Annotated in this window: 24 protein-coding genes and 1 riboswitch; of the genes, 11 read left to right on the top strand and 13 right to left on the bottom strand. The window is 60.1% G+C overall.

The features are described from left to right. Positions 1-64: 64 nt before the first annotated feature. A complete protein-coding gene (locus ACFOTD_RS07550; protein ID WP_378117313.1) occupies positions 65-901 on the top strand; it encodes a DUF2935 domain-containing protein in 837 nt (278 codons plus the stop codon). A gap of 39 nt (positions 902-940) precedes the next feature. Here the strand turns inward: ACFOTD_RS07550 and ACFOTD_RS07545 are convergent, their stop codons facing one another. From ACFOTD_RS07545 to ACFOTD_RS07500, 10 genes are all read right to left on the bottom strand, one after another. After that, entirely contained in the window at positions 941-2,287 is a 1,347-nt protein-coding gene (locus tag ACFOTD_RS07545) for an LLM class flavin-dependent oxidoreductase (protein WP_378117311.1), read from the bottom strand. A gap of 30 nt (positions 2,288-2,317) precedes the next feature. Then, on the bottom strand, positions 2,318-3,193 hold the full coding sequence (locus tag ACFOTD_RS07540; RefSeq protein WP_378117309.1) for an ABC transporter permease: 876 nt from the start codon (positions 3,191-3,193) through the stop codon (positions 2,318-2,320). Between the two features lies 1 nt (position 3,194). Further along, positions 3,195-3,989 (bottom strand): ABC transporter permease, encoded by a 795-nt coding sequence (locus tag ACFOTD_RS07535; RefSeq protein ID WP_378117307.1) that lies wholly within the window; start codon positions 3,987-3,989, stop codon positions 3,195-3,197. Positions 3,990-3,999: 10 nt separating this feature from the next. Beyond that, positions 4,000-5,145: an aliphatic sulfonate ABC transporter substrate-binding protein gene (locus tag ACFOTD_RS07530; protein WP_378117305.1), complete on the bottom strand. Its 1,146-nt coding sequence runs from the start codon at positions 5,143-5,145 to the stop codon at positions 4,000-4,002. Between the two features lie 27 nt (positions 5,146-5,172). Further along, positions 5,173-5,937, bottom strand: coding sequence for an ABC transporter ATP-binding protein (locus tag ACFOTD_RS07525; protein WP_378117303.1), 765 nt, complete (start codon positions 5,935-5,937; stop codon positions 5,173-5,175). Positions 5,938-6,193: 256 nt separating this feature from the next. After that, a complete protein-coding gene (locus ACFOTD_RS07520) occupies positions 6,194-6,808 on the bottom strand; it encodes a TetR/AcrR family transcriptional regulator (RefSeq protein ID WP_378117301.1) in 615 nt (204 codons plus the stop codon). 657 nt (positions 6,809-7,465) lie between these two features. Next, positions 7,466-8,812, bottom strand: a complete 1,347-nt coding sequence (locus ACFOTD_RS07515; RefSeq protein WP_378117299.1) for a glycoside hydrolase family 5 protein — start codon at positions 8,810-8,812, stop codon at positions 7,466-7,468. A gap of 58 nt (positions 8,813-8,870) precedes the next feature. After that, positions 8,871-9,716, bottom strand: a complete 846-nt coding sequence (locus tag ACFOTD_RS07510; RefSeq protein WP_378117297.1) for a carbohydrate ABC transporter permease — start codon at positions 9,714-9,716, stop codon at positions 8,871-8,873. A gap of 17 nt (positions 9,717-9,733) precedes the next feature. Next, the gene (locus ACFOTD_RS07505) at positions 9,734-10,621 is read right to left on the bottom strand and encodes a carbohydrate ABC transporter permease (protein ID WP_378117295.1); all 888 of its coding nucleotides are present in this window, start codon (positions 10,619-10,621) and stop codon (positions 9,734-9,736) included. A 72-nt stretch (positions 10,622-10,693) separates the two neighbouring features. After that, a complete protein-coding gene (locus tag ACFOTD_RS07500; protein WP_378117293.1) occupies positions 10,694-11,986 on the bottom strand; it encodes an ABC transporter substrate-binding protein in 1,293 nt (430 codons plus the stop codon). Between the two features lie 274 nt (positions 11,987-12,260). On the opposite strand from ACFOTD_RS07500, the gene ACFOTD_RS07495 reads away from it, so the two are divergent. The 6 genes from ACFOTD_RS07495 to lepB all read left to right on the top strand — a co-directional run bounded on the left by ACFOTD_RS07495 (position 12,261) and on the right by lepB (position 18,100). Further along, a complete protein-coding gene (locus tag ACFOTD_RS07495) occupies positions 12,261-13,787 on the top strand; it encodes a sensor histidine kinase (RefSeq protein ID WP_378117291.1) in 1,527 nt (508 codons plus the stop codon). A 94-nt stretch (positions 13,788-13,881) separates the two neighbouring features. Continuing rightward, entirely contained in the window at positions 13,882-14,601 is a 720-nt protein-coding gene (locus ACFOTD_RS07490; RefSeq protein ID WP_378117289.1) for a response regulator, read from the top strand. A 914-nt stretch (positions 14,602-15,515) separates the two neighbouring features. Then, positions 15,516-16,001, top strand: a complete 486-nt coding sequence (locus ACFOTD_RS07485) for a hypothetical protein (protein ID WP_378117287.1) — start codon at positions 15,516-15,518, stop codon at positions 15,999-16,001. Positions 16,002-16,049: 48 nt separating this feature from the next. Further along, a complete protein-coding gene (locus tag ACFOTD_RS07480) occupies positions 16,050-16,817 on the top strand; it encodes a hypothetical protein (RefSeq protein ID WP_378117285.1) in 768 nt (255 codons plus the stop codon). A 92-nt stretch (positions 16,818-16,909) separates the two neighbouring features. Further along, positions 16,910-17,503 (top strand): hypothetical protein, encoded by a 594-nt coding sequence (locus tag ACFOTD_RS07475; protein WP_378117283.1) that lies wholly within the window; start codon positions 16,910-16,912, stop codon positions 17,501-17,503. Between the two features lie 24 nt (positions 17,504-17,527). Then, complete coding sequence (lepB, locus tag ACFOTD_RS07470; protein WP_378117281.1) at positions 17,528-18,100, top strand: signal peptidase I; 573 nt, start codon at positions 17,528-17,530, stop codon at positions 18,098-18,100. Between the two features lie 36 nt (positions 18,101-18,136). Here lepB and ACFOTD_RS07465 read toward each other — a convergent pair whose 3' ends face one another. Continuing rightward, a complete protein-coding gene (locus tag ACFOTD_RS07465) occupies positions 18,137-18,784 on the bottom strand; it encodes a response regulator (protein WP_378117279.1) in 648 nt (215 codons plus the stop codon). Positions 18,785-18,930: 146 nt separating this feature from the next. Between ACFOTD_RS07465 and ACFOTD_RS07460 the strand changes: the two genes are divergently transcribed. From ACFOTD_RS07460 to ACFOTD_RS07450, 3 genes are read left to right on the top strand one after another with little or no spacing between them, the layout of a single operon-like run. Continuing rightward, entirely contained in the window at positions 18,931-20,490 is a 1,560-nt protein-coding gene (locus ACFOTD_RS07460) for a sensor histidine kinase (RefSeq protein ID WP_378117277.1), read from the top strand. Next, on the top strand, positions 20,483-20,911 hold the full coding sequence (locus ACFOTD_RS07455) for a response regulator (RefSeq protein ID WP_378117275.1): 429 nt from the start codon (positions 20,483-20,485) through the stop codon (positions 20,909-20,911). Before ACFOTD_RS07460 ends, ACFOTD_RS07455 begins: the two co-directional genes overlap by 8 nt. Continuing rightward, positions 20,898-22,013, top strand: a complete 1,116-nt coding sequence (locus ACFOTD_RS07450; protein ID WP_378117274.1) for an HD-GYP domain-containing protein — start codon at positions 20,898-20,900, stop codon at positions 22,011-22,013. Before ACFOTD_RS07455 ends, ACFOTD_RS07450 begins: the two co-directional genes overlap by 14 nt. A gap of 329 nt (positions 22,014-22,342) precedes the next feature. Here the strand turns inward: ACFOTD_RS07450 and ACFOTD_RS07445 are convergent, their stop codons facing one another. Then, the gene (locus ACFOTD_RS07445) at positions 22,343-23,227 is read right to left on the bottom strand and encodes a LysR family transcriptional regulator (protein WP_378117272.1); all 885 of its coding nucleotides are present in this window, start codon (positions 23,225-23,227) and stop codon (positions 22,343-22,345) included. A gap of 136 nt (positions 23,228-23,363) precedes the next feature. On the opposite strand from ACFOTD_RS07445, the gene ACFOTD_RS07440 reads away from it, so the two are divergent. Continuing rightward, a complete protein-coding gene (locus ACFOTD_RS07440) occupies positions 23,364-24,596 on the top strand; it encodes an MFS transporter (protein WP_378117270.1) in 1,233 nt (410 codons plus the stop codon). 309 nt (positions 24,597-24,905) lie between these two features. Here ACFOTD_RS07440 and ACFOTD_RS07435 read toward each other — a convergent pair whose 3' ends face one another. Next, positions 24,906-25,607 (bottom strand): glycosyltransferase family 2 protein, encoded by a 702-nt coding sequence (locus ACFOTD_RS07435; RefSeq protein WP_378117268.1) that lies wholly within the window; start codon positions 25,605-25,607, stop codon positions 24,906-24,908. Between the two features lie 155 nt (positions 25,608-25,762). After that, a riboswitch (cyclic di-GMP riboswitch) is annotated at positions 25,763-25,843 on the top strand. Positions 25,844-25,958 lie beyond the last annotated feature (115 nt).

Genomic DNA, 25,958 nt, shown 5'->3' with positions numbered 1-25,958 from the left:
CTATCGGATTGCCTGCGTTCATACACTGGTGAGAGCAAAACCTACGCGAGGAGGGCGCTCATCAATGCTGCTAGACGGGGCCGTGTCGATCAAGGAAGAGCATTTGTTCTGGCTCGAGGTGTTGGAGGATCATGCTCATTTCTTAAGGGACTACCTGTCGCCGGAAGAAAAGAGATGGTGGAGGGAGGCCGAGCGCTTCTTCCAGCCGTTCCGCGAGGCGATCTCGCAGGCGGAGGCGCTGCCGTCCTTCGAGCCCGCCGAGGCTCCGGCGATGCGGGCGTTCGCGGAGAGCGTCTATCCGCTCGCGGACGCGTACTGCCGGCTGGAAGGGCATATGCAGCATCTGCGGCTGTTCAATCAAGTGAATCTGAATCTGTCGCCGTCCTATTTTAACGGCACGATCGGCGAGAACCAGGAGTACCTGCGGCAGCTCTCCTATTGGGCGCGGGGGATGCCGGCACCGGCCTTGGGCTTGACCCAGCTGCTCGATCTTTGGATCGAGGATCAGCTGGGGCACGCGGTGCTGCTGCATGGGGTGCTGGACCCCGTCGAGCAGGCGTTGGGCGCGCAGTCGGACAAGTTCGCCACCGTCTTTTCCTCGTATATGGTCAAAAATCGCGCCATGCAAAGCTACGAACGCTTCACGGCGCCCGGGTTCCCGGCGGAGACGCGCTTTGCGGCAGAGGTGCTGGGGACGGTGCAAGAATTCTACGCGTTCGTGCAGCGGATCGTGGCCGAATACGTCGGCACCGAGCTGCTGTCCAAAGCCACGCTCCGGTTCCTCGAGCACCATTTCCCGGAGTCGTGCTACTTCATGCGCAAGCTCGCCGTCTTCGTGCCCGGGGCGCCTTCCTTCGCCGAATGTCCGTTGAGAAGGCTGTCCCGGGTGGGCGGGGCTTGAATATTGCCATGCAGGTATACGGCAATACGCCGCAAGCTATCAAGCTTGCGCGGCAGCGGACTTGAAATGGCCGATCGCCGGCCTTGGCAGGCCAAGGTGTTCGCGAAGCGTCGAACCCTCGTATTCATTACGGAACAGCCCCCTGCGCTGGAGGATGGGCACGACATGGTCGACGAAGTCGTCGAGGTCGCCCGGCAGGACGGGCGGCATGATATTGAAGCCGTCGCACCCGTATTGCAGGAACCATTCTCCGATCATATCGGCCAGCCGCTCCGGCGTACCGACGAACTGCAAGTGACCTCGCGCGCCGAGCAGCCTGCGGCCGAGTTCGAGCACGGACAGATTCTCGCTGTGCGCCAGGTCCATAATAAGCTGCACGCGGCTCTTCATGCCGTTGGACATCCCGACCGGATCGGGAATCTCGGGCAGCGGTCCGTCGACCGGATAGCCGATCAGATCGAACTGCAGCATGGCGGACAAGAAGCCCGTCGCCTCTTCCGGGCGGATGAGATCGAGCAGCTCGCGTTCCTTCCGGCGCGCTTCGTCTTCGGTCGAGCCCAGGATCGGCGACAGTCCCGGCATGATTTTCAGGCTGTCCTCCGACCTGCCGTACGCCGCCAGCTTCGCCTTCACGCTCTTGTAGAAGGCCTGCGCGCTCGCGAGCGTCGGCTGTGCGGTGAAAATGACCTCGCCGATGCGCGCCGCGAAGTTCTGCCCGGGCTCAGACGATCCGGCCTGGATCAGCACCGGGTATCCTTGCGGCGGGCGCGGGACGTTAAGCGGGCCGCGGGAGAAATGCCATTTGCCCCGGAAGTCGCTGGCATGCAGCTTGGACGTATCCGCGAACACGCCGGACTCCCGGTCCATGACAAGCGCGTCGTCCTCCCAGCTGTCCCACAGGCCGGTCACGACATCGACGAATTCCTGCGCCATCTCGTAACGGAGACCGTGCTCGGGATGCTTGTCGCGGCCGTAGTTGAGCGCCTCCGCGTCCGTCTGCGACGTGACGATGTTCCAGCCGGCCCGGCCGCCGCTGATGCGATCGAGCGTAGCGAATTTGCGCGCCGTGTTGTAAGGCTCGTTGTACGTCGTCGACATCGTGGCCGTCAAGCCGATCTTGTCCGTGACCATCGAGAGGGCCGACAGGAGCGCGATCGGATCCATCATGCCCGCCGCGGCCGCGCCAGGGTAGATCAGGTGCAGCAGGTCGGCGAAGAAGATCATGTCCAGCTTGCCGCTCTCCGCCTTTTTCGCCATCCGAACGTAGTTGTCGATATCGAACATCTGCTCCACGCCGGAATTCGGGTGGCGCCAGCCTGCGTGATGATGGCCGGTAAAGTATAGAAACGCGCCCAGATGAAGTTGTCCTCTGCTCTGAATCGCCATTGCGGTCACTTCCCATTCATGAGTATGTGGTCAGCCCTTGTGCGTATGCCGCCAGCGCAGCCAGCGTTTCTCCAGCAGCCGCACGCCCGAGTCGCACAGCTTGCCGACGAGCGCGAACAGCAGGATGCCGACGAAAACGATATCCGTCTGCGCGTACACCCGCGCGTCCTGGATCATGTAGCCGACGCCGGCGCTGGCGCCCATCATCTCGGCCACCGCCAGCATCAGCCAGGCGACGCCGGACGAGAGCCGCACGCCAAGGAGGATGTTCGGCAACGCAGCCGGCAATACAAGCTTCGTAAGCAGCTGGATCCGGGAGAATCGCAGCGTGCGTGCGACCTCGTACAGCTTGAAGTCCGCGCTGCGCACGCCCAGGAAGGTATGAAAGTAAAGCGGGAAAAACGACCCGAGGCCGATAAGCAGCCACTTGGACAGCTCGCCGACGCCGAACCATAAGATGAACAGCGGGATGACGGCCAGCAGCGGCACGGTGCGGATCATCTGAATCGTCGGGTCCAGCGCGCGTTCCGCCCATTTACCGAGCCCGGTGAACAAGCCGAGCAAGAGGCCGGTCGCGCCGCCAAGCAGGAAGCCGCCGCCTGCCCGGATCAGACTGACCCGCAGGTGCGTCTCCAGCTCGCCGGTGGCGGCGAGGCGGCCGAAGGCTGCCGCGATCGTCGACGGAGCCGGAAGCATGGAGGCGGATACCCAGCCGAGATCGGCCGCGAGCTCCCAGACGGCGAGCACCGCGAGCGGCAGCAGCCAGCCATGCGTCCAGCGGGGCAGGCGAGCGCGGGCGCGTCCGCGAAGCGGGGTCGATTCGCGAAGCGAGGTCGATTCGGGGACGGCTTCGGCAGCCGCGCCCGCGACCACGACCGGAGCAGCTTGAAGGGAAGGTTCCGCCATCTTAATCCGCTCCTCTCATCGTGTGCTGCCAGCGCAGCAGGCGCCGTTCCAGCAGCTTGACGATCTCGTCCGTGACCTTGCCGACCGCCGCGAACACGATAATGCCGACGAAGACGACGGAGGTCAGCGAGAACGACCGCGCGTCGTTGATAATATAGCCGAGCCCCGAGCTCGAGCCCATCAGCTCGGCGACGACCAGTCCAAGCCAGCTGACAGCGACCGACAGGCGCACGCCGAGGAACAGCGACGGCAGGGATGCGGGAATAATCAGTCTCGTCACCGTCTCCCAGCGGGAAAACTGAAGGACGCGTGCGACGTCGATCAGGTTCCGGTCAACCGAGCGGACGCCGAGGAATGCGTTGACGTACAACGGGAAAAACGCGCCTTTGGCGATCAGCAGGAGCTTGGACGTCTCGCCGAAGCCGAACCACAAGATAAACAAAGGGGCTACGGCAAGGTGAGGCAGCGTCCGCAGCAACTGCAGCGAAGGATCTAGCAGCCGCTCCGCCCGGAGCGAGAAGCCCACCCATACGCCGGCCGCGAGGCCGAGCGCGCCTCCGATGAGGAATCCGAGCATGGCGCGCCCGGTCGAGATCGCCAGGTTATGCTGAAGCTCGCCGGATGCGATCATCCGGCCGAACTCGCGCGCGATCTCGGCGGGCGGCGGCACGAGCACCGCGTTGACGAGCCCGTAGGCGGCGGACAGCTGCCAGACGGCGAGCACCGTCAGCGGCAGCAGCGCGCCGACGAGCGCGTTCGTCATCCGGCCGGACAGCCGGTATCTCGTTCCCTGCATCGTTGGCACCTCACTTTTGGCTGTCTTGCTGGATTTGCTTGAGCGCTTCCTCGATATACGTGTTGTCGATCACGTCTGCGACCTTCACTTGCTTGCGGATCGTGCCGAGCTCGAACTGGAAGTCCGCCGTCTTCTGCTGCTCCGCGGCGACCGCGTCCGATACCGGAATATTGATATACGTGCTGCGCGCCTGTATGCCCTTGACGACGTCCACCGGGATGCTGCGCTCCTTCGCGTAGCGGTCGTAAGCTTCGTCCTTGTTGCCGGCTTCCCACAGCCGCGCTTGCTCCAGCACCTTTAGATACAGCGTCACGAGCTCGGGGTACTTCTTCGCGAATTCGCCGCGCACGAGCTGATAGGAAGGGGACAGCACGCCTGCGCTCTCGCCGTCGGCGAGCACCCGCGCCTTGCCTGTCAGCGTATTGAGCGTGATGTAGGGATCCCATACGGCCCAGGCGTCGACCTTGCCGCCTTCGAACGAAGGCTGCGTCTCGTCCGGCTGCAGTTGAATGACCGACAGGTCGGACTCCTTCAAGCCTTCGTTCGCCAGCACGCGATAGAGGAAGTTATAGGCGTTGCTACCCTTGGTCACCGCGACCTTCTTGCCCTTCAGATCCGCGATCGTCTGGATGGCGCTGTCCTTGGGCACGATGATCGCCACGTTGTTCTTGCCCTCGAGCACCTGGGATACGATCTTGAAGTCGACGCCTGCCGCCTGCGCCGCGATCGGAGGCATATTGCCCATGCCCGCAAAGTCCAGGTGGTTCGACGCCATCGCCTCGACCATCGGCGGACCGCTCTGGAATTCGATCCATTCGACCTTCGCGCCGACCTCGGCGAAGGCGTTCTCGAACCATTTCTCTTCCTGCGCCTTGCCGAACAGGCCGCCCTTGCCCTGCACGCCGAGGCGGACCGTCAAGCCGTCATAGGACGTCGTTTTCGCCGGGTCCGCCGTAGAAGAGGCGGATTCGGCTGCGGATGGCGAGGCCGAATCCGAGTTGCTGCCGGCAGTTGCCGCTTGCGATGCGCTCGCGCTGCTTGCAGCGGGGCTGGCGTTACCGTTGCCGCTTTTGGCACCGCAGCCCGCCACGATGAATACCAATATCAGTGCCAGTAGCGTTAGCGCGCCGGACATTCCCGATTTTTTTCTGTTCATGTGTTTGAACTCCCTCTTTCATTCATTTTAGATGCCTGCGCCGAGCTGGATTCCCGGTGCCTCTACCTTTTCGAATTCGCTGAGCACCCGCGTCCGCAGCTCCTGGAACGAAGCGCCCGTTCGCTTGCGCGGATAGGGCAGGTCAATGCCGATTACGCTGTGGATGTGGCCTGGCCGCGGGTTCATGACGACGACGCGCTGGCCGAGGAATACGGCCTCGTCCAGGTCATGCGTCACCAGCAGCATCGTGGTGCGGCTGGTCTGCCAGATATCCAGCAGCGCCTCCTGCATGTGCGAGCGGGTAAACGCGTCCAGCGCACCGAACGGCTCGTCGAGCAGCAGCACGTCGGGCTTGCGAAGCAGCGCTCTCGCGATGGCGACGCGCTGGGCCATGCCGCCGGACAGCTCGCGGGGATAAGCTTTCTCGAAGCCCTTGAGCCGGACGAGCTCGATCAACCGGTCGACCTCCTTGCGGATCGCGGGATCGCGCAGGGAAAGGTTGGCCGCGATGTTGCGCTCGACGTTCAGCCAGGGGAACAGCCGGGGCTCCTGAAAAATCACGCCCTTTTCGACGCTCGGCCCCTTGATGGCCTTGCCGTTCAGGGTAACTGTGCCGCTATAAGCCGTGTCGAGCCCGGCGATGATCTTGAGCAAGGTGCTCTTGCCGCAGCCGCTCGGACCGATGAAGGTCACGAATTGCCCTTGTTCGACCTGCAGCCGGATCTGATGCAGCGCGACGATGTCCCCGGTAGGAGACGGAAACGTTTTGTTCAATCCCTCGATCGCCAGCATGCTGTCAGCTCCTTTGATTTTAATGCATTGAACCTACCCGATTACTTGGTTTTTGACATATAAAAAAAGAAAACTGAAAGTCCGGCGCATGATACGAAAACATAGGCTCATACCGTACGCGCCATAGCGGACTTCAATCTCCAGTTGGTCTGGTCGATTCATTCCGATGCACAAACCGAATATCTATTCGGGTTGTGGCTATTTTATCAACAGAGTCTGAGCGGTGTCAATACGTAATTTCAAGCGGAGCATGGCATTACGCATCTCGTGCGGCACTCCCGGCGAGAAATAGCCGTACGACGCCTTCCGCCCGTATGCCGACAGGCACCTCTACGCCAGGCGCCCGCTGCAGCGTCAGGCCCTGGATCAAGCTGACAAAATAAAGCGCCAGCTCCGTCGGGTCGCCAGGCACGACGCTGCCTTCCCGCTGGCCTTGGGCGACGATCTCCGCGACGGGACCGAGATTCGCCGTAAACCGCCCGGTGACCTCGCGGCGGAGCTGGTCGGTGGAGGTCTCGGACATTCTCGCCGTATGGATGAGCAGCGTGTAGGCCCAGCTGTTGCCGAGCGCGAGCCAGGCTTCGCTGATCGCGCGCAGCTTGTCCGCGGCGGGGAGCTGCCGTCCGGCGATCTCCGACACGAACGCGCCGTATCCGGTCTGCCCGCGCCGCAACAGCTCAGCGAAAATCTCGTCCTTGGATTTAAAGTAATGGTATACGTTGCCGACGCTCACGCCGGCGGCGGCGGCAATATCGCCGATGCTCACGGAGCCGATCCCTTTGACCGCCATGATCTCGATGGCCGACTCAAGAATATGGGCGAGGCGTTTTTCGCGCATTTGCTGGTCTTTTTCCACGTTTCTCGGTGACATGCTCATTCCTCCCGGCTTTATTATAGCGCCCTTCGGGCGATTTGCCAGCATCGAGGCGGGTCCGGGTGGCGCAAAGGCGCGGGAAGGGTGCGAGAAGGGCTCGAAGGGCACGAAAGGGACGTGAGAAGGACGCGAGAAGGGTTCGAAGGGGCGCGAAAGGGACGTGAGAAGGATGCGAGAAGGGTGCGAGGTGGACGCGAAAAGGCACGAGAAGATCGCGAGAGGGGCACGGGAACTCGGAACGCCAAAAAAGCGCCCCGCAGGGCGCTTTGCAGCAAAGAGGCCGCGGTTTACTTCTAGATCCGGACGGCGGCATTCCGTGGACAGGTAAGCGCGCTTGCGGCGTGAGGTCGACAGCCGACACGCGCCGCCGCACGGCGTGCCGGCGCTTTTCGGATGTTTTGCTGGCCGAAAAGCCTGCATTTGTACATGTATTTTCTGCCGACTGACGACGCTTGATGAAATGCCTGCAAATGTGCAGGTATATTCAAAGCACAGGCCGGAAATCCGGCAAATGGGGGAAAATACCTGCACTTTTGCATCTTTTTATCTCGAAAGGATAGAAATCGGGGGAAAAAGATGTATATCTGCAGGCATTAAGGCGAAAGAACGATCGGCCGGCGCGTCATTCTCCGATCGCGAGCCGGGGCAGCCCCATCAAACGCCCGTATACTTGCGCACCAGCACCGCCAATTCCTCGCAATAGTCGCAATGCTCCCAGCGGAACGACTCCGGCAGCCGGTAGACGGCTTCCCACGGCAGGTCCTCGAGGAACGGCTTCAGGTTCTGCTCGACGCAGACCGCCTGCATGATCGTGCGCATCCGGAATTGCAGCGGATAGCGCGCCTCCGCCGAGATTGGCTTGAAGTAAGTCTGCGCCATGTAGTCGACCAGCGCTTCGCCCTTTGCCTGCTCCTCGTGCTGGTTCCATACCTGCTTGATCTTGGCCGTGAGCAGCCGCCAAGGCGTATCTTCGCGCGGATACGCGATGCCCATGACGGCGGCGTCCTTGTACGTCCACAGCGCCCAGGAGACGTCGTGCGTCTCGCACAGCTCCAGCATGTCCTCGATGATGCTCACCTGGAAGTCGATCTCCTCCGGATTCAAGACCAGGCCGAGCTCGCCGCACCAGACGGGCTTCTTGTACTTGTCGCGGACGGCGAGCAGCTTGGCGAACGCTTCCGCGAAAATCTGCCTGCGCCTTGCGCGGGCCATCTCCGGGCTCAGCACGGCCGGCTCGTCGACGAACGGATAGAAGTGAAATTCGTACGCGACCTGCGGGTCGTCGACGGGATCGAGCATCGAGAAGTCGGTCGTAAACGCATTGCCCTCGATAAAGATGATGTGATGCGGGTCGTGACGGCGAATCTCGGCGATCACTTTGTCGTAGAATTCGTTGAACACGACGGCATCCTTCACCAGAGAAGGCTCGTTCACGATATCGTAGGCACCGACCCAGGCCCGGTCCCGGTAGCGCTTCGCGATGTGTCCCCACAAGCCGATCACGGTGTCGCGGAGAGCGCCGTATTCCCAGAACAGCGGCAGGCCGCTCGACGTATCGCAGTGCCAGTCGGGGTTCTGCCCGCCGGGTACGGAGTGCAGGTCGAGGATCGCGTAGATGCCGAACCTTTCGCACAGGTCCACGACATGGTCCAGATAGACGAAGCCTTCCTCCTTGTAGACGCCGGGCCGCTGATCGTCGATGAAGTATTTGTAGTTGAAAGGAAGACGCAGCGAGTTCACGCCGAGGCTCTTCAGGAAAGCGAAGTCGCGCTCGTCCACGAATTCCAGCAGGAAGCGGTCGAAAAACGTCGACGCGCGCTCGGCGCCGTAGACGTCGGCGAACGCTTGTTTGATCATCGTGTCGGTGCCCGGCAGCCCGATCATGAAGTGCTCCAGGTTCATCCACGAACCGAGCCCGAATCCGCGCAGCAGCACCTTTTCGCCGTTTGCCGTGAAGTCCTCGCCGCGTACCTGCAAGTAATCTTTCAAATGATCGCTCATATTTGTATGCTCCTTCTGCTTTTGCTGAGCTTTTGCTTTGCTTTGATTTGCCGTAACGCTAGTTTTTCATTCCCGTCGTCGCGACGCCCTTCGTGAAGAAGCGCTCGCCGGCGAGGAAGACGGCGACCATCGGGGCCGTTGCGAGCACCGTGCCCGCCATGAGCAGGCCGTAGTCCGTCGTATGCTCCGTCTGGAATGCCTTGAGCCCGAGCTGCAGCGTCTTGAGCCCGTCGTCCTGGATGTAGATCAAGGGCGCCAGATAATCGTTCCACATGAACGTAAAGGTGAAGATCGCCAGCGTCGACACGGCCGCCTTGGAGAGGGGCATGACGATCCGCCAGTAGATCCGCCACTCGCTGAAGCCGTCCACGCGCGCCGCCTCGTTCAGCTCGCCCGGCAGCGACAGGAAAAATTGCCGCAGCAAAAAGATGCCGAACGCGCTGAAGAGCTGGATGAGCACGTAGCCGGTATGCGTGTTGTACAGGCCGAGCTTGCTCACGATGGAGAACTGCGGCACCATGATCGAATGCCAAGGCATCATCAGATTGGTCATGAACAGGATAAAGAGGGCGCTTTTAAAAGGAACCTTGAGCTTGGCGAACGCGTAAGCCGCCATGGAGCAGATGAGCACCTGCAGCACGGTGATGAGGACCGACAGCTTCAGCGTGTTCAGGAAGTAGCGGCCGAACGGAATCGTCGTCCACACTTCCTTGTAGTTGTTCAGGTACAGGGAGCTGGGGATCCAGTTCATCGGATTGCGGAACAGGTCCACGTCCGTCCGCAGCGAGGTCGAGATCATCCACAGAAAAGGGAACAGCGCCGCGATCGAGCAGACGGCCAGCGCGAGCAGCAGGAGACCGTAGAACACCTTGTCCCTTCTCTTTGTCCCGAGGGCGTTCAGCATCGTTTTTCTCCCCCTTTCTAGTAGGTGACCCATTTTTTCTCGAGCCGGAATTGGACGATGGACACGACCATGATGATCAGGAACAGCACCGCGGACATCGCCGCCGCGTAGCCCATCCGGTAGTGGACGAACGCTTCCTGGTAGATTCGGAACACGAGCACGTTGGTCGAACGCCCCGGTCCGCCATCGGTCATGACCGACACGAGGTCGAACACCTGGAACGAGTTGATGACGGTCAGCACGAGCACCATGAACAGCGTCGGCGACAGGCTGGGCAGCGTCACGTAGAGGAACCGCTTGAAGGCGCCTGCGCCGTCGAGCTTGGCGGATTCGTACAGGTACTCGGGAATGCCCTGGATACCCGCGAGCAGGATGATCATGTAGTAGCCGAAGCTTTTCCACACGGCCACAATCACCACTGCGATGAGCGCCCACTGCGAGGACATGAGCCACTCGGGGGGATGCGCGATGCCGAAGGCCTTCAGCACCTGGTTGACCGGCCCGCGGATCGGGTTCAGCAGCAGCCCCCAGACGATCGCGACGGACACCATGGAAGTGATCTGCGGGAAGTAGAAGGCCATGCGCAAATACCTGCGCAGGTGGAGAACGGCGTTCAGGGCCATAGCCGAGAACAGGGCGAACGCCGCCGTGAGCGGCACGAACAGGAGGGTATAGATCAGATTGTTCTTGAGAGAGACGGCGAAGTAGTCGTCCTGCAGCAGCTTCCTGTAGTTGTCCCAGCCGGTGAAGTTCGGTTTAAGGTTGAAGCCCCCGTAGTCGGTGAAGCTCATGAAGAGGCCGTAGAGCAGGGGGATAAAAATAAACGCGGCGAACAGGACGAGGGCCGGCAGAATGAATAGCGTCCCCGTCGCGTAGGCTTTGAGGGGTTGCAGACGTCTGTTCATCGGCTTAACGCTCCCTTCATCGGAGAGCGGCTGCCTGCGCTCGCGCGTCCGACAGCCGCTCTGCTAACTCTTTTACTTGTCGAGAATCGGCTGGCGCTGGGCCATGAACGTCTCGATCGTCTTCTTGGCGTCCTGCTCGTGGAACAGGAACAGGTCGCGCTGCTCGCCGAACACGCCGTTTACTTCGTCGATCTGCGGGATCGGCTGATTTTCGACGATAGTCTTGGCTTCGAAGAAGGCGGCGCTGCCCTTCAGGCCTGTCGCGGTGAGGAAGGCTTCCTTGGTCTTGTCGTTCGAGTAGGCCGGCAGGACGCTCGAGTCCGCGATGATGGAGCCGCCTTGCTCGCCGGTGGCGAACTGCACGAATTTGAAGGCCGCGTCCTGGTTTTTGCTGCGAGGATTGATGCCCATGAAGGTGCTGACGCCGCCGACGGTCGTCGGCTCGTTCAGGCCCGCCGGCTGAGGCAGCAGGGTCATGTCGTAGTCGATATCCGTCTTGCCGGCCGCGATGTCCGCCTTCAGCATGTTCACGGTCCATTCCCCGTTGACCAGCATGGCGACGTTGCCGCTCTCGAACTGCTTGATCCAGTCCACGCTCTCGGCCTTCATCTGCTTGTAGCTCATATGGGACTGATCCTTTTCGTAAATGCGATCCAGATAATCGAGCCAGTCGGCGACGTCGTCCAGGTTGTCGTCCAGGATCGTGCTGCCCTTCTGCAGCGCGCCCAGCGGCGCGGTAATCCAGTCGGCGAAGTAGCCGCCCCACTGCTTGTCCGCACCCTCGCCCTTGGTCAAGGTTTTGGCCAGCTCCGCGTATTCGTCCCAGTTCAAGTTGTCCGGATAAGGAATGCCGGCCTTGTCAAAGAGTCCTTTGTTATAGAAAAGCGCCCACTGGGAGGTGCGGTACGGCAGCGCGTAATACTTGCCGTCCGTCAGCACGTTGGTGACATCCTGATAGCTGGGGCCGTAGGCGCCGATGTCCATATTCGCCTGCTTGATGCGGTCCGTGAGATCGACGAGCTGGTTTTTGGAAGCGTACAGCCCGAGGCCGGCCGTGCCGTTCATGCTGTATACGTCCATCTCGGAGCCGCCGGACAGGTTGGTCATAATCTTGGTGTTATACTCGTCCGCGTTGTTGCTGTAGGTGTTCATCTTGACTTCGATGTCGCCGTTCTGGGCGTTGAAAGCGTCCACAATCTTTTGCATGTAATCGGCTTCGTCCGTCCAGGTGTAATACTCCAACGTGACCTTCTCTTGATTGGCCTCGCCGCTGGCCGCGTCATTACCGTTGGAGCCGCAGCCTGCGGCGCCTACCGCGAGCGCGGCGACCAGCAGCAGTCCGGCCTTGCTTTTCTGTATCTTCACGTGAACCCCTCCCGCTTGTTATTTGGTGATGTCTCCATACTAGCCCGATCGCCCCGGACGCATAAGGTTGATCTTTTATCCGCCGCCCGCGGACAGGCTTCCTGCCTGCGAGACCGCGCCCGGCCGGAGACGGAACCGCTCAGGCAGCGATTTGAGCAGGCGGGGGCGAGGGGGCGGGGGGATAAAACTTCAACCTTTCCGCATGGCGCGGAAGTGTTTACAATAGATCAAATTGGACAAAAATAACGCAGGCAAACGTAAAGGATGGAGCGTCATGTTCATCTTCTTCATGTTCATCCTCTTTATTGCGATCGCGGTTTTCTGCCTGACCCAGCAGAAATACACGAAGGCGACCCTGCTCATGCTGGGCATGGGGCTTTCTTTCCTGCTGGTCGTCAGCGCGATCATGACCTATATGTCCAAGGACGCTTACTACTACTATAGCCTGTACGGCTATTTCGGCATCAGCCGCGGCGTACAGAACCAATTGATGTTTTTGCCGGTCTCCAGGTACTTCCTGATTCGCATCCTGAATCTGTTCACGATGGCGTTCTTGTATACGGGGCTGTGCTCCGCGATTTACTTTGCGTTCAACGTGTCCCCGCGGATCGGGCGGCGGATCTTGCCGCTGCTCGCCATCCCGTGCGCCGTGCAGGTCGCGCTGTACGATCCGTCTTTTTATACTGGCCTGTATTATCGGCTTTATCCCGCGCACATGACCGCCCGGGGCTTCGTATCGGCCTATGAAGCGGTCCATCATGTCACCTTCGCAGTCAATACGCTGTATATCGCGGCGGGCATTTTCCTCATGGCTTACGCCTGGTTCGATGCGCCCAAGGTCCGGCAAATCCGAAGCAACATCGGGATGATCCTGATCAGCTACGTTTCGCTGCAGGTCACCTATTACTACGTGAACTTCTGGGCGCCGGACATCCTGATCACGGTGTCGAAGGCGGCCCGGTTCATCCGGTTCAAGCCCGTCAATTTGGTCGGCAAGCCGTCGATGTACGCGCTGCTCCCTTATATCGCGGGCTTTTGCTTGTTTATCAGCCTGTACGGCATCTACAAATACGCGCGCATCCAGAACCGCATCCGCAATCAGGAGACGGTCATCTCCCGCAATATCGACTCGGCTGTGCTGACCTCGCGGGTGTTCAGTCACTATATGAAAAACGAGCTGCTCGCCATCATGGCGCAGACGGAGTTTCTAGAGGCGATGGTGGACACGTCGCCGGACGTCGTGCAGGAGGTCCGCGTCATCGAGGAACGGTGCCGGAGCATCTATGATAGACTGGATGTCGTGCATCAGAAGACGTTGAAGTCCAAAATGGAGCTGGAGCCGGTCGACCTGCAAGAGCTCGTGGCCGATACGCTGGGCGAGATGAAGCTCGCGCTCAAGCAGATTAACGTGACCTATACGCAGGGGCCGCAGCAGCTGACCATCATGGCGGACCGTTACTATTTTTCGCAGGCGCTTGAAAATATATTGTCCAATGCGGCCGATGCGTTGACGCACGTGCCGGAGAACTCGAGACGGATCGAGATCGAGATTCAGCGCAAAAACAAGTGGGTGGAGCTGATCGTCCGGGACAACGGCACCGGCATCGAGGCGGCGCAGCTCGAGCAGATTTTCCAGCCCTTTTTCTCCTCGAAGCCGACGGCGACGAATTGGGGAATGGGCCTGTCGCTCTGCCATGCCATCGTCACCACGCACGGCGGCAAGATTGCCGCGGACAGCAAGCCGGGAGAGGGGAGCGCGTTCCGCATCGTCATGCCGTTGCTCCGCACTTCCAATCGGTAGGGGAAAGCAGGCATCATGAGCGATAGGGAGGAAGCAGGCATCATGAGCGATAGGGGAAAGCAGGCATCATGAGCGATAGGGGGAAGCAGGCATCATGAGCGAACCGATCATCAAGGTGCTCATCGTAGAAGATGACAATCTGATCGCCAAGCGCTATCAGATGATCCTGTCCAAGGATCCGCAGATCGAATGCGTCGGGCGGGCGGCCAGCGGCTACGAAGGGACGATGCTCGCGGCGCTCTACCGGCCGGATATCATCCTCATGGACATCGAGCTGGAGGACAAGCAGGCAGGCATGCGGGCGACGTCGGAGATTCTGGCGTACATGCCGGAGATCAAGGTCGTCATGCTGACCGTGTGCGAGACCGACGACGCGGTGTTCCGCGCCTTCGAGCTGGGCGTCACCAACTATTTGCTCAAAAACATGCCGGCCGACGCCATCCTGAGCGCCGTCAAGGACGCCTACTACGACATGCCCTCGCTGCATGCCAACATCGCAGGCAAGATTACGCGCGAGTTCAAGCGCATCAAGACGGCCGAAGACAGCCTGCTGCGCAATTTTCATATCCTCACCATGCTCACGCCGACCGAGCTCGAGGTGCTCGACCTGCTGCTCAAGGATTACAACCGCCAGGAGATCTGCAAGATGCGCCACGTCGAGCCCTCGACGCTCAAGTCGCAGGTGCACAGCATCCTGAAGAAATTCGGCAAGGACAGCGTGCAGGAGGTGACCGCCGTCCTGCGCGAGCTGCACATCCCCGAGATTCTCGCGCAGCGGAAGGGGAGCCTGCCGGTGCGGCCGGGTGCGGAGTGAGGGCGATAGGCAAGAGCTGAGAGGACGGAGAGACGAGAGGGCGAAGCGCGAGAAGCGAGAAGACGGAGAGGCGAGAGGCGAGAAGACGGAGAGACGGAGAGACGGAGAGCCGAGAGGCGAGAGGACGCAGAGCCATCATGTTCGGGCGCGGAGCGACGCGTACGACGGAGAGCCGTCCCGCAAGTCCGATTAAGGACTGCGGGACGTTTTTTTGTTTGTGCGGTTACGTGCGGCTCGAGATGTCGGGAGTACCGTAGAACAGCAGTCCGTAAGTGTCGCCTGTTGTTCCCAGGTAGGAACAAACTCGGCCGGCCTTGCCTATGGGCGCCTGGGTGTTCCTAAGCAGGAACAAACTCGGCCGGCCTCGCGCGCTGGGCGTCTCGATGTTCCCAAGTAGGAACAAACTCGGCCGGCCCTCGCGCTGGACGTCTTGGTGCTCCTGAGCAGGAACAAACGCGGCCGAATTTGCGCGCTGGACGTCTCGGTGTTCCTGAGCAGGAACAAACGCGGCCGAATTTGCGCGCTGGGCGTCTCGGTGTTCCTGAATAGGAACAACCTCGGCCGGCCTTCGCGCTGGACGTCTCGGTGTTCCTGAGCAGGAACAAACGCGGCCGAATTTGCGCGCTGGGCGTCTCGGTGTTCCTGAATAGGAACAAACTCGGCTGGCCTTGCGCAAGGGCGCCTCGGTGTTCCCAAGTAGGAACAAACTCGGCCGGCCTTGCGAGGGAACGCCTCCTTACCGCTGACCAGCACCGCAACAAACCCACGGCACACGCGGCTTATGGTACTAAAGTCTACCATTCCACACCCTCTAAAGATCACCTGACGATTACTCTTACGAGTGAGGCGCTCGATATCCCAGCCCCTTACAATGAATTTAGCAAGACGGCGCCACAAGCTGAGGAGGGCATCCCGTGAAACGCAATCGCTGGAAATGGATCGTCGCTTCGGCGGGAATCTCCCTATCGCTGGCGGCGGGCAGCATTCACGCGGTATCCGACGAAGGACGTCCGGTGCTGAAATGGTATCAAGCGATGTCGCAGCAGACGAAGAAGGCGATCGCCGACGAAGCCGAGACGCAAACGGCGCAGGCGGCGGAACGCGCGGAGAACGCGGCGGAGCGATTGGCGGCGCAGGCGGAAGCGACGCTTACGCAAGCGGCCGAGACCAGCGGCGAGAAGGCCGATTCTGGAATCTGCTCGGCAGCAGAGGCTTATGCGAGCCAAATAAATGCGGCAGCGTCCGATCTGGGCGAGCGCGTGCTGCGCGATCGGTTCGATTCTTACGTAGCTGAGGAGACGGCCGAGAAGAGCGAAGCGCTCGAGTCGTTCGCGGCGGACACGATCGCGGAGATGACGGACGAGCTGGATGACAAGGGCGATGCAGCAAACGGGAATTAAGCAAGAACACATAAATCGATAAAAACAAAACAGAGGAGACGATAAACAATGAAACGAATCAAGAGCAAAGTAGCAGTCGGCGCAATCGTAGTCGGAATGGTCGCATCCATGGGAACCGCATTCGCGGCGACGGACGCAGGCTCGCAGCTGCAAAGCTGGTACTCCACGGCTTCCACGGCAGTAAAGGCTACTGTATCCGGCGACTTCGCCAGCTACTACAGCACCCAGAAGACCGCGCATGCGGCCACGGTCAACGGCATCAAGACGGGAGCGCAAGAAGACATCCGCGATGCAGGCAACGCGAAGACTTCCTCCGTCCAACAATCGATCAACGGCCAAGTCACGCAATATACGAACCAAATCAACTCGGCGCAAGGCGCGATCGCAAGCAGCATGCCGGGCGAGTACGACGCCTTCGTATCGACGACGAACGGCACGACCAACACGGGCGTCGCTGCAATCGGCACCGAGGACAAGAAAACGTTGAACAACGCGATCAAGAACCACAAGAATACGTACCTGAACCGCCTGGACACGAATGTCACGGCTACGAAGACCCAAGCGGTCAACACGCTGAACGCCAAGATCGCTTCGACCAAGTCCGAGCTTCAAGCGCTTCTCGCCGGCGAGCAAACGGATGCGACGGCAGAAGTGAAAGCCAACCTCGACAGCAAGCTTGCGGCGCTCGAAGCCGAGCTGACGACGTTGACGGAAGCAGGCGTCTCCGAAGCGAAGACCGCTATCGATACGAAGGGCGACCAGCTGCTGAACGACAGCCTGAACGACCTGGACGCGATCGTACAAGGCATCCAATAATACCGCGCCGCAGCGCGTAGAACGAAGGAAGCCCCGATGCGGGGCTTCCGGTTCTTTGCCGAAACGCACTTGGGAACGAAAGGAGAAGCGCGATGAGAAGCAGAAGACTAGAAAAGTCCAAAACCTACGGCATTCGGAAGAAGGTCGCAGTTGTAATTGTTTCTTTAACGGTCGCCGCAGCGGCGACGACGGGCATGGCTTATGCGGATACGGATATCGCGGGCACGCTCTCGGCCTGGTTCGGCAAAAAGACGGATATCGCCATGCAGAGCCTGGCGCAATCGGTGACGTCCGAGACCGACAAGCAAAAGGCGCGGTTAAAGGAAGAATTAAAGCTGCGACTCGAAGCCTCCTCGCTGGAACTGGACGCTTATACGGACGAGCAGAAGAGGCTATATGCGCAGGCCATCGAGCAATATGCGGACACGCTGATCGCAGGCATGAACATCGACAACGCGCAGGACCGCGAGCAGATTCAGCTCAAGCTGCTGGCAATCGCGGACAGCGCCAAGGCAGCGATGGACGCGCTGTCCGAGAGCTACGTGCCGCCGGCAGAATCCTATGTGCCGCCGGCCCCCCGGCCGTCCGGGGAAGCGCCGTCCGATGCGCAGGATGAACCGGCAGCTGCTCATACGCCGCAAATGCAAGGCTCCCCGTCCGTCGCGGACGCGGTCTACGACTCTTAATTTTCAAGGCGGTGTCTTCCGGATATGACAGAAGAAGCGGCAGTTCTGCAGACCCGCGCATCCCGGGCTTCGGCGGCCAAAAAGAAGAGCGGCGTATGGGGCTGGGTCAGATTCGCGCTGCTGCTCGCCGTTGCGATGATCGTCCTGCACAATCTTACCGGACTGACGCGCGTATCCGGCCATTCGATGGATCCGACGCTGCAGAACGGGAGCGTGCTCCTCATCAATAAGCTCTCGTTGTTCCTCGGCGCGCCCCAATACGGGGATGTCGTGATCGTCAAGGACGATCGTCTCGGTTATACCATCGTGAAGCGGGTCATCGCGGTGGGCGGGGATCGGGTCGCGATTAGAGACGGCGTTACTTACGTCAACGACGTACCTCTCGTGGAGCTGTATACATACGGTACATCGGAGGATATGGCGGAACAGACCGTCGGGATGGATGATCTGTTCCTCGCGGGGGATAACCGCACCCCGGGGGCCAGCCTCGATAGCCGGGACCCCAAGCTGGGTACGGTCCATACAAGCGAAATTAAAGGATATGCGCTGATGTCGCTGGTTCCGTTCCACAAGATCAGCAAGCCGCTGAAGCTGTAGGCTGACGGTTGCGCGGCTTGCTGTCTACCGGATTCTCTACACGAAAGCGGGCTCGAACCGGACCAGCCCTTTGGTCAGCGCGTACAACGCAACTTGCGTGCGGTCGGCGAGATTCAGCTTGCACAAAATCTGGCTGACGTGCTTTTTTACCGTGAACTCTGTAATGTACAGATCTCTGGCAATGTCCTTATTCGAACACCCCCGCCCGAGCGCGATCAGCACCTCGAGCTCCTTGGGCGTCAGTTCGGCGAAAGCCCGCTCCTCGGCCGTCGGACCGCTGTCCATCAGACAATCCATGAACATCGGATCGTAATATTTGCGTCCGCGCGCGACGACGTCGACTGCATACAGCAAATCTTCCGGAAGCGCTTCCTTGAGACAGATGCCTTCGACGCCGAGCGACTGCGCCGTCTGCAGCTCGCCGCGCGTGGCGGAAGAGGTCAGAATGAGATATTTGCACGAATAGCCGAGATCGCCTGCCTGCCGGATGAACTCCAGTCCGCTGACGCCACCGAGATTCAAGTCGACGATCGCAAGCTGGGGCTGCGTCCTTTCCATGACGGCCAGCGCTTCCTGCACGGTCGATGCCTCCCCGACGACGTCGACCTTGCCGTCCGTCGTCACGATTCCCCGGATGCCCTGGCGAACGAGCGGATGATCGTCCAGGATCATCAAATTAAGCATATGAATTTCCCCCATCCAACGGATGCGAATACTTGTGCTATAATCAATCTAGTTATTTAAGCCTACTCATACACTTGTTACCATTGTAGCTTAATAGAGACTATTTGACTATAAACAATCGGAATTTTCTGGGAGTAAATTTAATCATGTCGGTATATGGGAAATTAGGGATCTACCTCGCGCTAGGCATCAGGTGGACCCTGTTTGCGATCGGTCTGATCTTATACGCCGGCCAGGCCGAATCCGGCAGCGCGGCCATGATCGGCGCTGCCGTGCTCCTGCAGGCGCTCGGCGGCTGCCTGTGGCTCGGCAAGCCCAAGAGTCGCGTGGCGGCCGCCGCCGTATGCGCAGATCTCCTTTTTCAGCCGATTTTGTTGCATGCCGCGGGAGGCTTGTCCGGGCCGTTCGTCTTTTATAGCCTGTCAGGCCTCGCGCTGCTTAAGCCGCTTATGCGCTGGACTGCGTTTTACGCGGCGACGCTGCTCTATCTGATCGCGCTTCCCGTGCCGCTCGCACTGCTTGGCGGGACGACGGCGAACGAATACGCGTCGGCTCGGCCGGCTTATTTCACCTATATCCTCCTCTTCTATGCGTCGGCGATTATCGTTCATGCCGTGCGCAAGGGCTGGACCGCCCATCTGCGAAAATTAACCGCAATCTATGCCTCCGGCCGGTCTGCGGTCACGGATGCGGGACCATGGGCCGCGGCCCGCCATGCCGAAGATCTGCTCAAGCGGCTGCTTGGCAGGCAGGGCGTATGGCTGTGCGTCGGCGCATCCGTCGGCAGCGATCCGGATCCGAGCTGGATCCATGCGTATTACGCGAATACGATCGCCCAGGATCCGCCCGCCGCCGACAAGGCATACGCAGAGATCGTCACGCCGCTCGGAGAGACGTCCTCGACGTATGTCCGCACGCTTCGCGACCGGCGCGGCGACGCATACGGGTGGCTCCTGATCGAGGCGGAGCAGGAGGGGCTCTCGGTGCTTCACAAGGTGTATATCCAGCTGGCGATGATGAAGTTCGAAGCCGACTACGACCTGAACCTGCGGCTCGGGACTTTGCGCGACCATGCGATCGCCGCGGAGCGGAGCGCCGTCGCCCAGAAGATTCACGACGGCATCGCGCAGGAGCTGTTTTTTTGCTCGGTGCAGCTGTACCAGCTGAGAAGCGCGCTTCAGAAGGACGATGCAGGCCAAGCGCTTGGTCTGGTGACGGCGATCGAGAAGAAGGTCAAGGATAGCCATCGCGACATCCGCGGATTGATCGAGGAGCTGAAGGGCGAGAAGCGGAGGTTCAACCTGCTGGACGCCGTCGAGAAGATGCTGCGGCGGATCACGGACCGGACGGGGGTGACGCTCGTCTTCGAGAACGCCGGCAGAGCGCCTCAGGAGCGGATCGAGCTCGAGGAGACGATCTATCATTTTATCGAGGAAGCCGCGAACAACGTGATCAAGCATGCCGAAGCCGGCAGGCTCCGGGTCCGGCTGGAAGTGACGAGCGTCCAGTGGACGATCCTCGTCGAGGACGACGGCAAGGGATTCCGGCAGGATGCCGAATCGGCGGCTGCGGGCAAGCACGGCCTGCGGGGCATGGCAAGCCGCATCAAGGGGTTGAACGGCACGTTCTCGATCGAAGCGGGCGATCCGGCGGGAACGACGATTATGGCCGCGATTCCGCGGGAGAGGAGCATGGCGCATGCATAGCGTCGTGATCGCGGACGACCGCGACAGCGCGCGGAAAGGGCTGTATATGCTGCTGAACGGCAGCGGCATTTATCGCGTGATCGGGCAGGCAGCCAATGGAGACGAGGCGCTCGCGCTGGCCGTGGAACTGCGCCCGTCGCTGATGGTTACGGATTTGAAAATGCCGGGCCTGCCCGTCATCGAGGTCGCCAAACGTCTGAAGGATGGCGATCCTGCGATTAAAGTCGTCGTTCTGACGGCTTACGACGATTGCGAGGATATTTATCTGGCCGCCGGGGCGGGCGTGGACGGCTACCTGATGAAGGATACGGATCCCGAGGAAATTCTGGCGATTATCGAACAAGTCATGGCAGGGCGCGTCTTTTTTCAAACAAAAGAGAATGCGTTCGGCGCCGGGAGGGATGCGCGTGAGACTCCATAGACTGGTCATGCTGCCGGTTCACCGGCTAATCCTGGCTTTAGCCGGATGCATGAAATCCTTGGCGGCACTGGCAGGATTCGCGGACGCCGTCGTCCGGGGAGACGGCGAGTCGATGACTTACGCGGTCGTATCGGGATGTCTCGCCGTTCTGGCTTGGAGCGCGTATTATGGCTTGGGTCTCGGCGGGCGGGACGGCAAGGCCGTCAGGCTTATCTCGCTGCTGCTCGTCACGCTGCTGGCGGTCGCTGCCGCCGCATATGCCCCGCCTTGGCCCGGACCGTCCTGGGTGCCGCTTGTCTTGCTGCCCGTCGTTGCGAGCTTGCTGACGGGCGCGAAGGCATACGCCGGCTGCATGATCGTCTATTTGCCTTCGTTCGCCGCCGCGGCTTACCTGGGGTGGCCCGGCGGCGGGCTGGAAACCGGCGATGACGTCCTGTCCGCCGTCTCGCGCATATCGCTTGCCATGGGAAGCGTCGTCCTCGGCGCGATCGTTCTGACGGCGCGCCGCCAGCGCGATCGGCAGTCGGAAGCGCGGGCTCTGCGGCAGCAGCGGCAGCAGCTGGTCAACATGCTGCAATGCTTCATTTCCGTCGGAGAGCGCAAGACGCAGACCTCGCGCGCGGAGATTGAACGGATGAGCGCGCTCATGAAGGCGCTCTATGCGGAATGCGGCTGCGAGGGCGATCGGGACTGGGAGATCGAGCTGCTGTCGCTGATGCACTTCGTCAGCCGGGTGAAGCTGCCGGACTATATGTTCGAAAAGGAAGGCAAGCTGTCCGAGTTTGAGCTCGAGATCGTCAAGGAGCATTGCTTCATGGCCAAAGAGCTGTGCGAGGGCGTGCCGGGCTTCGCCGGGATCCAGACGGCCTTCCTTTACCATCACGAGCGGGTGGACGGCACCGGCTATCCTTACCGCCTCAAGGAGGACCGGATCCCGATGCTTTCCCAGATGCTAGGACTCGCGGAGGTGTTCCTGGCGATGACGACGGAGCGCTCCTATAGACGGGCGATGTCCCGAACGGAGGCCTACGAGGAGATCCGCAAGCTTTCGGGCACCGCTTTCCGGCCCGACCTGGTGGAGGCGCTCGGTAGGACGCTATAGTTGCTTTTCTTGGCGAGGGGTCATTGCTGGTAGAGAACTACGGTCGCGCATACGTGGACTCACGATCCGTTATCTACTCAGAAACCAATTCTATCGGCAAGATGGCGGACATACGGTACGTTAACGCGGCTGAAACCGGGGATTTCCAGACATCTGCGTACGAATAACAGATTCGCTGTCCGATGCGTGGCGTGTTAGGCGCTTACTTGGACGAATAGCGTATTCTGGGTCCCATCGGCGCGCCTGCAGCAGGGTCCTGGATATCTCTCCCGCATACTTGAATCAATCAACGATCGCTCTCGCCGGAGCGGTCGTTTTTTTGCGTTCGGCTACAGCTTCCCGAAAAACTGGATCGCGAACTGCCGAAAATGCACGGCGGCTTCGGACAGATAATGCTTTTTGTTCCAGGCGATGCCGAACGTCCGCCGGCAGATCGGCTCCTTAATCTTCACCTGGACGGTGTCCGGGCTCGAGGCCCGGTTGCCGAGCGAGAGCGGCAGGGTGAAGGTGATCCCGAGCCCCATCTCGACGAGCGTCTGGATCGCGCTCACTTCTTCGAGCTCGAAGGCGACATGCGGCTCGAAGCCGGCCTGACGGCAGAAGCTGTCCGTAATCTCCCGGAAGTTGGACCTTGGCGACAGCGCGATAAAAGGCTCGTCGGACGCCTCGGCGAGCGCGATGCGCTCCCGTCCGGCGAACCGGTGCCGCTTGGGCACGGTCAGGCACAGCTCCTCTTCCGCTAGCGTCAGCCACTCGATATCCGGACCTGCGATGGGCGTCGAGGAGATGCAGAAGTCGATGTCGGCATTCGCCAGCTTCGTCTTCATCTCAAGCACGGAGCCGAGCTGATGCTGGATGATGCGGACGTGCGGATGCGCGGTCAGAAAGTCCTTGAGCAGCGTCGGCAGCACATAAGGCAGGGTCACCGAGATCGAGACGACGCCGTGGTCGGGGCCAGCCATGTCCGCCAGCTCGCGCTCGCCCTCCTCCAGTTCGAGAAACGCCTGCTCGACGCGTCTTAGGTACGTTTTGCCGAACGCATTGAGCTTGACCTGCCGGCCCTGGCGCACGAACAGCGGCACGCCGAGCCGCTTCTCGAGCCGCCCGATCGCATTGCTCAGCGAGGGCTGGGAGACGCTCAGCTCCTTGGCGGCCTTCGTAATATGCTCGAGCCTCGCCACGGCCTGAAAATACTTGAGCTGCAAAAACTCCACCGAATCATCACGCTCCTTATATAGCTTTCATGTGATTAATCTATCATAAAATTAGTATTATACATGATGAATCTGCCGGGATTATAATGTTTGCACACTAGAGAAGCTTTATCAGGAGATTGGAGAGCGTTCCGCTGTGATCAAAGAGAAAATCTGGACGAGGGATTTTGTCGTCGTTTGTTTGAGCAGCTTTTTTATGTTTTTGACGTTTTATATATTGGCCACGGCCTTCCCGCTATACGTGAAGGACAGCATGCACGGCAATCAGCAGCAGATGGGCCTTGCGATTACGATCTATGTCGTCGGAGGCGTGCTGGGCAGGCCATTGTCCGGCATGTGGGCCGACCGGTTCGGCAAAAAGCGGATGACGGTGATCGGCTTGGCTATTTTTCTGGCCGCTTGTATCGCTTATTTCGGCGCAAAAGGGATGCTGCTGTTCCTCGCGGTGCGTCTTGTGCACGGGGTCAGCTATGCCGTGGCCTCGACCGCTTCGAGCGCGGCCGCCACTTCGCTCATTCCCCGTACCCGGCAGGGGGAGGGCGTCGGTTACTATAGCATGTTCATGAGCATCGCGATGGCGATCGGACCGGCGCTCGGCCTATGGCTGTGGAAGGACAAAAACGTCAACGTCCTGCTGCTCGCGGTATGCGTCATCGCGGCGTTGTCGCTCGCGTTCGCGCTGTGGATGCGGGTGACGGGAACCAAGCCGGAGCTGGCGCGGCCCGCCGCTACTGTGGCGGCGGATGCCGGACCGAAGAAGGGGAGCCTTCAATGGAGCGACGTGATCGAGCCGAAGGCGTTGCCGATCTCGATCGTCGGGTTCGTCGTATCGTTCGCGTACAGCTCGCTGTCCGGTTTCTTCGCGGCCTTTACCGAGGAGATTCACCAGACGCATGTTACGGCTTTGTTTTTTGTCGTGTTCGCGGTGATGATCGTCGCTTCCCGTCCCGTCATCGGGCGCGTGTTCGACAGGTACAAGGAGCATTACCTGTATTATCCCGGTATCGCGTTGTTCGCGATCGGGATGATTATACTCGGCCAGGCGCACTCCGCCGCGGCCGTGCTGCTGACCGGCGCCGCGATGGGCATCGGTTACGGGGCGCTCCTGCCCTGCTTCCAGACGCTGGCGATCAAGCTGGCGCCCGAGCACCGGAGAGGCAGCGCGACAGGCACGTTTTTCCTCATGTTCGATCTCGGCTACGGCGTAGGCTCCTACTTCATGGGCATGATCGCTTCCGTCTCGGACTATCGCATGATGTACGCGGGCGCGGGATCGATCGCGTTGTTGTCGGTATTGTTCTACGTCGTGCTGCACCACCGCCGGCGCACGGCGCTGCCCGCGCCGGAAGCGCAGGCAAAGACGGCGTAATACGCCGGCACCACAGGGAAAAACGGCATAATGCGCCGGTACCCGGCATTGAATCAGGCCATCCCGGAAGGGATGGCCTGATTTGCTGAACAGGATCGTCGCGCACCTGTGACTGTCCGGGCAAATAAGAATGCGCCGCATCGTTATATCCCCGCAACCGCGTCTGTCCGGGCAAATAAGAATGCGTCGCATCGTTATATCCCCGCAACCGCGTCTGTCCGGGCAAATAAGAATGCGCCGCATCGCTATTATCCCCGCAACAACGTCCGCCGGGGCGGTTAAGGTTTTACCGCAATCCGCCGCCAACGCTCAAGCCTTCCGGATCGCGTAGGAACGATACCGGTCCGTCACCGCGACGGGCGTGCTTCCTTTCAGATAGTAACGGTCTTTCACCTTCCACGTATGCGTCCTTTTGTCCTTGCGGCGGACATAGACATAGTTGTAAGGCGAGGTCGCGTACACTTTATGCCCCTTTCTCTGGCAGCTTCGCAGGAACCGCACGTCCTCGCCCAAGGAAATATCGGCGAACCGCACGTCTTTCAGCACGCGCCGGCGGAACAGGATCGTGCCCCCTTGAACGAAGTTCATGAAGCGATGCCGCTCGGCGGGAGAACGGACGATCAGCCGGCGGTTCGCGGCGAGGTAGACGAGGCAGGCGTGCTTGCCGACGACTGAGCTGCCGGTCCGCAGGAGCGCCTGTACCTGTTCGTTCAGATAATAAGGGGAATAGTAGTCGTCATGATCGAACTTCGCGATTAACGGATACTTGGCTCTGGAGATGCCGCAGTTGAGGCATTGGCCCAGAGAAATTCTCTCGGGGACTCTGTAGACGGCGACGTCCGGGCAGCGGGCCGCTTGCCGGCGCAGCGCCTTCATATCGACACCGTCTTTGTTGACGATGACGATCATTTGCTTGTGCCTATAACGCTGCCGCATATAATTGTCCAGCACGTTGGCAAAAAAATCGGGACGGTTCGTGCAGGCTACGATGGATACTCCGGGTTTGCTCAAAGCTGCTCCCCTCCGTTCATACCACATCATATGAGAAAAATCCGCGCTGCGTATTGTCATCCGCCTATCATGGAGAAAGCGGAATTTTTTCTTTTATAGGAAAAAAGTTCTATGTATTTGGGGGCAAAGATGATAGTATATAACCAGTTGAATAGGTATGAAAAAGGCAAACTCGCCGAAAGGCGAGGACGCAAAGCTACGGGCCTAAGGGAAACTACGGTCGCCGGGCTGCCAAGGAAAATCTACCGTACAAAAGGTTATTTCCGTGGGAAATAGCTTTTTGTTTTACGCTTTTTGCAAATCGATTACCTAATACGTATTTCCTCGAGTGTATCGCCGCCCAATTCTAGT

The sequence above is a fragment of the Cohnella sp. GCM10012308 genome (assembly GCF_042649185.1).
Classification (GTDB): Bacteria; Bacillota; Bacilli; order Paenibacillales; family Paenibacillaceae; genus Cohnella.
This window is presented reverse-complemented; position numbering and strand designations above follow the sequence as displayed.

Bases quoted from the DNA above. Each gene is read 5' to 3' on its own strand.
- ACFOTD_RS07460 (WP_378117277.1), top strand. From the start codon at position 18,931: ATGTCGGTATATGGGAAATTAGGGATCTACCTCGCGCTAGGCATCAGG.
- ACFOTD_RS07495 (WP_378117291.1), top strand. From the start codon at position 12,261: ATGTTCATCTTCTTCATGTTCATCCTCTTTATTGCGATCGCGGTTTTC.
- ACFOTD_RS07520 (WP_378117301.1), bottom strand. From the start codon at position 6,808: ATGTCACCGAGAAACGTGGAAAAAGACCAGCAAATGCGCGAAAAACGC.
- ACFOTD_RS07540 (WP_378117309.1), bottom strand. From the start codon at position 3,193: ATGGCGGAACCTTCCCTTCAAGCTGCTCCGGTCGTGGTCGCGGGCGCG.
- ACFOTD_RS07490 (WP_378117289.1), top strand. From the start codon at position 13,882: ATGAGCGAACCGATCATCAAGGTGCTCATCGTAGAAGATGACAATCTG.
- ACFOTD_RS07465 (WP_378117279.1), bottom strand. From the start codon at position 18,784: ATGCTTAATTTGATGATCCTGGACGATCATCCGCTCGTTCGCCAGGGC.
- ACFOTD_RS07455 (WP_378117275.1), top strand. From the start codon at position 20,483: ATGCATAGCGTCGTGATCGCGGACGACCGCGACAGCGCGCGGAAAGGG.
- ACFOTD_RS07475 (WP_378117283.1), top strand. From the start codon at position 16,910: ATGAGAAGCAGAAGACTAGAAAAGTCCAAAACCTACGGCATTCGGAAG.
- ACFOTD_RS07505 (WP_378117295.1), bottom strand. From the start codon at position 10,621: ATGAACAGACGTCTGCAACCCCTCAAAGCCTACGCGACGGGGACGCTA.
- ACFOTD_RS07545 (WP_378117311.1), bottom strand. From the start codon at position 2,287: ATGGCGATTCAGAGCAGAGGACAACTTCATCTGGGCGCGTTTCTATAC.
- ACFOTD_RS07480 (WP_378117285.1), top strand. From the start codon at position 16,050: ATGAAACGAATCAAGAGCAAAGTAGCAGTCGGCGCAATCGTAGTCGGA.
- ACFOTD_RS07535 (WP_378117307.1), bottom strand. From the start codon at position 3,989: ATGCAGGGAACGAGATACCGGCTGTCCGGCCGGATGACGAACGCGCTC.
- ACFOTD_RS07510 (WP_378117297.1), bottom strand. From the start codon at position 9,716: ATGCTGAACGCCCTCGGGACAAAGAGAAGGGACAAGGTGTTCTACGGT.
- ACFOTD_RS07515 (WP_378117299.1), bottom strand. From the start codon at position 8,812: ATGAGCGATCATTTGAAAGATTACTTGCAGGTACGCGGCGAGGACTTC.
- ACFOTD_RS07530 (WP_378117305.1), bottom strand. From the start codon at position 5,145: ATGAACAGAAAAAAATCGGGAATGTCCGGCGCGCTAACGCTACTGGCA.
- ACFOTD_RS07550 (WP_378117313.1), top strand. From the start codon at position 65: ATGCTGCTAGACGGGGCCGTGTCGATCAAGGAAGAGCATTTGTTCTGG.
- lepB (WP_378117281.1), top strand. From the start codon at position 17,528: ATGACAGAAGAAGCGGCAGTTCTGCAGACCCGCGCATCCCGGGCTTCG.
- ACFOTD_RS07525 (WP_378117303.1), bottom strand. From the start codon at position 5,937: ATGCTGGCGATCGAGGGATTGAACAAAACGTTTCCGTCTCCTACCGGG.